The organism is Flavobacterium sp. (genome assembly GCF_046153165.1).
Classification (GTDB): Bacteria; Bacteroidota; Bacteroidia; order Flavobacteriales; family Flavobacteriaceae; genus Flavobacterium.
In genome coordinates this window covers 1-4,150 of the sequence record NZ_JBJXEN010000081.1, presented here as the reverse complement: position 1 = coordinate 4,150, position 4,150 = coordinate 1, and the positions used below count along the sequence as shown (strand labels likewise).

The following is a 4,150-nucleotide window of genomic DNA, read 5'->3' as shown; positions in this document are numbered from 1 at the left end:
CTGCTTGTTCAGGTTTTGATGAAATTCCAGAACTCATTTTATATAAATCACTGAACTTATAAGTTTTAAGTTTACTCATATCTCAACCCTTTCAAATTATTTTGAATTTCTATTTCCAAAGTCTTACTTTCCTTAAAAAGTTCACTTAAACTGGTTTCAAAGGTTTTCATTTTGTCTTCAAATTCCTTTGCAGTAATATCGGTATATTCAATTTTTACTTCAAAATATTGTCCAGCGCTCAAACTATAGTTTTTGGCTTTAATATCTTCATAAGAAACCACCACAGAGAAATCTTCTTTGGCTTCGTGATTATTAAATGTATCAATAATATAATCTTCTTCTTCTGGTGATAATAAAGTTTTTTGGTTTTTCCCTTCTTTTATTGTGGTTCCTAGTTTAGAGGCATCCATCAAAACAATATCCCCTTTGCTGTTTTCTTTATCTAAAAACAAAATAGAAACATTGGTTCCCGTTGTAGCAAAAATATTACTAGGCATACTTACTACACCACGTAACATTTTACGTTCCACCATTTGTTCCCGAATTTTACGTTCAATTCCGCTTTGTGCGGTTATAAAACCTGTTGGTACAACTATAGCCGCTTTTCCTTTTGCAGTTAGTGAATACATAATGTGTTGCAAAAACAAAGGATAAATAGCCATGCTGTCTTTTTTTGCCTTTGGAATGTTTGGCATTCCTGCAAAAAAACGTTCGTTGTTTTCTTTGGTATCTAATTCAGCAACATAATCTGAAAAATCTAATTTAAACGGAGGATTCGAAACAATGTAATCAAACTGTTGCAAACGTCCGTTTTTGTCTTTATGATACGGTTCTAATATGGTGTTTCCTTTTACAATATTTGGAATAGAATGTACCAAATCGTTTAGGATTAAATTTAGTCGCAATAAATTAGAAGACTTTTGCGAAATATCCTGAGAATAGACCGTACACTTTTCCTCTCCAATTTGGTGTGCCAAGTTCATCAACAAAGTTCCTGATCCCGCACTTGGATCATAACACGTTACATTGCTCACATTTTCACTAACTAAACAACGTGCCATAATTTTTGCAACGGCATGAGGTGTAAAATATTCAGCATATTTTCCTCCACTATTTGTATTGTAATCGCTTATTAAATATTCGAAAATAGTAGCATAAAAATCGAACTTTTCGTGAAAGATATTCTCAAAACTAAAATTAATCAACTTGTTGATAATGGCTTTGCAAAAGTCATCACGCTTGTCTGTTACATATTTACTAATATTTTCAAACAAGACAATTTTCTCACCACCTTCTGTCAATACCGAGAATAAATCGCTGTTTTCTTTTGCGATATCTAGTAAAGTATTATCAAATATATCCGAAAAGTTGGCTTCGTTTTGTCTTTCAAATAAACTAGAAATAAAATGTTTAGGTTGCAAACGAGCGGTACTTTCGTTCATTTGCATTAACAACATTTCGTAATCGTCGTCGTTATAATTTTTTAAAACTGCTTCCCAATTGTCAGCTTTTGCAATTTTGTCGTCTAGTTTCTTTACTTCATGAACAAACTTATCGTTCAGAAATTTATATAAAAATACTTGTGTGATAATCTTAAACTCATTTCCGTCATTTCCCAAACCATAAGTAGCACAAACGCTTTTTAAATCGTCAATTAATGTTTTGGTTTGCTTTTCAAATTGTATTGTAGTGGTCATTATTATTTTTTATTATTTTTTTTAAAATCTTAATTAAGCTGTTCTTCCGTAAAATTCATTCATGTATTCTTTAACTATCATTCCATTAATGCGCTTTGTAGTTGCAGCATCCAAAGGAATGTGTTGTTTGTTTTTAAATTGGTCAATTACCAATCGCATCATCATACGCTCTACAAAACTTTCGTTCTCCAACATTTTAGAGTTTTGAATGATTTGTGCATCTACTTCTTTCTTTAAACCTTGCAAAGCTTCAAATAATTTACTTTCACTATCCGTTAATGGATCTTTTTCCATTAGACGTTTGTGCAAACGAGCATACTTTTCGTCATTATCGTATTTAGCTCTTAACAATTGATTTTTGCGTTCTAATTCTTTGGCTTTCGCATAAACTATTTCTAAAGCTTTTATGTTGGCTTCCATTTCTTCTTTGGTTACTTCATTCAAATTTTTCTTTTTGAACAAACGCTCCAATTCTTCTTTTAACGAAATAAACTCCAATGCTTTTTGATCAAAATTACCACCTAACATTTCTCTAGTTTTTTGAAGAATGTTTTTAAGTTGATCCGCTAACACCATTTCTTCTTCTTTCACTTTCACAAAAGCAAAAATCACATCTTCTAAAGCTATGTTTAAAAGGTTTGAAGTATCTACATTATTTTCTAACGCTTCTTTTGAATTAATCAAAGCTAAACGGTTATTGGCATCACGAGACAATACTGTTAATTTATGAAAATCGAGTTGTTCTAACAATTCGTAATTTCCAGAAAGTCGAATCAAATTGTATAAACTCTTTGCATTATTTAATACTCGAGTAATCTTTAAAATCTCGCTTCTATCATTAATTTGTGAGATTTGTTGTGAAAAAATCTCAGCATTCTTGGTATCAAAATGAAATAATACTTCTTTGATTTCTTCAATTTCAGAATTGATTTCTTCTTGCGATTTGAAAATGTTGGAGTAATGCTCCATTTCATCACCTAGCTCCGATTGCAACTCATTAAAATAATCCTGATTGGTTTTGTCAAATTCCTTTTGAATATCAGCGAAATCAACCACATAACCGTATCTAAAATCTTTGTAAGTTCTATTTACACGAGTTAAGGTTTGCAATAAATTGTGAGCTTTAATTACACGTCCAATATATAATTTCTTTAATCTTGGTGCATCAAAACCTGTAAGCAACATGTTGTAAACAAACAAAAAGTCAATATTTCCGTCTTTAAACTCCTCTACTTTATCTTTTCTGTCTTGTTTTGTACCTATGTCGTGTAAGATTACTGCCGCTGTTGTAACTTTACTTTCTATTCTCTTTTTGTCTCCATAAGATTCTTGCGGTTCGGCAGCCATAAGAAGATCACTAGGAAGCATTTCTTTAGGAGCGTATTTTGATTCAAATATTTCAAACAACATTTTAGCTTGTTCGGATGAATCACAAACCACCAAACCACCAATTGAATTATCGTTCATAGAAATTCTTGCTTTCTCAAAATCTTGAACAATATAATCCAACATCGGTTCTACAAACTTAGGATGTGCATAAACAATTTTCTTGTCGGCATTTCCTTTTAGAATTTCAATTTCTTCTAAAGCTTGTTTTAAAGTAAGCTTATAATTGGTTTCAATTTCTTCACGAATTAAACGCAAAGTATATCCATCTGCAATAGATGAATTGTAATAATATTTATGAATATAACCTCCAAATAAGGCTTTTGAATTGTAATCGCTTCCTAAAAGTGGTGTTCCAGTTAAACCAATCTTAATTGCATTGGGATCAGATTCGTTAAGGTTCGCTAAGAAACTACCTTTTGGATTGTAACTTCTGTGTACTTCATCTAAGAAATACACCCTTTGTATATTTAATTGATAATCTGTATTTCTAACTACGTCTGGATCATCTTGAAACTTTTGTATGTTAACAACTGTAATTTCAGCTTTACCTGAATTATTATGAATAACACTTGTAGATTTTATATCCTTTGCAAAAGCTTCTCTAGAACTAATTTCATGGACTACTAATCCACGACTTTTAAATTCTTTGGCTGATTGTATTAATAAATCCAATCTATCTACAATAAAATAAAACTTTGGGATGACATTTTTTTTCTGAAAGTAATCCGTTAGATACTTAATATTATAAAATGCCAAAGCTGTTTTACCACTTCCTTGAGTATGCCAGATAATTCCTTTTTTTATACCCTCTTCTAGTTTGGCTTCAATGGCTTTCGTTGCAAAGAGTTGCGGATAACGCATAATATGCTTTTGCAAACCTTTGGAACCTTTGACATAAGCTATAGAATACTGCAACATAAATTGCAAACGTTCCATTTGAAATAAAGAAGTACAAATTCTATTTGTAGGTGTATCAGGATTTTTATTAGTAATAAATTCAGGTGAATTTTTAATACCAACCAAATTAGTATCTTTTAAAACATAGTTCTCTTTGGCTTCATCTA

The 4,150-nt window shown here is 31.1% G+C and carries 2 protein-coding genes; both read right to left on the bottom strand.

Going from position 1 to position 4,150, the window contains the following annotated elements; all coding sequences use genetic code 11:
• Positions 1–71 precede the first annotated feature (71 nt).
• Positions 72–1,697: a class I SAM-dependent DNA methyltransferase gene (locus ACKVOV_RS09580; protein ID WP_409206536.1), complete on the bottom strand. Its 1,626-nt coding sequence runs from the start codon at positions 1,695–1,697 to the stop codon at positions 72–74.
• Between the two features lie 33 nt (positions 1,698–1,730).
• On the bottom strand, positions 1,731–4,150 hold a 2,420-nt coding region (locus ACKVOV_RS09575; protein ID WP_409206535.1), incomplete at its 5' end, for a DEAD/DEAH box helicase family protein.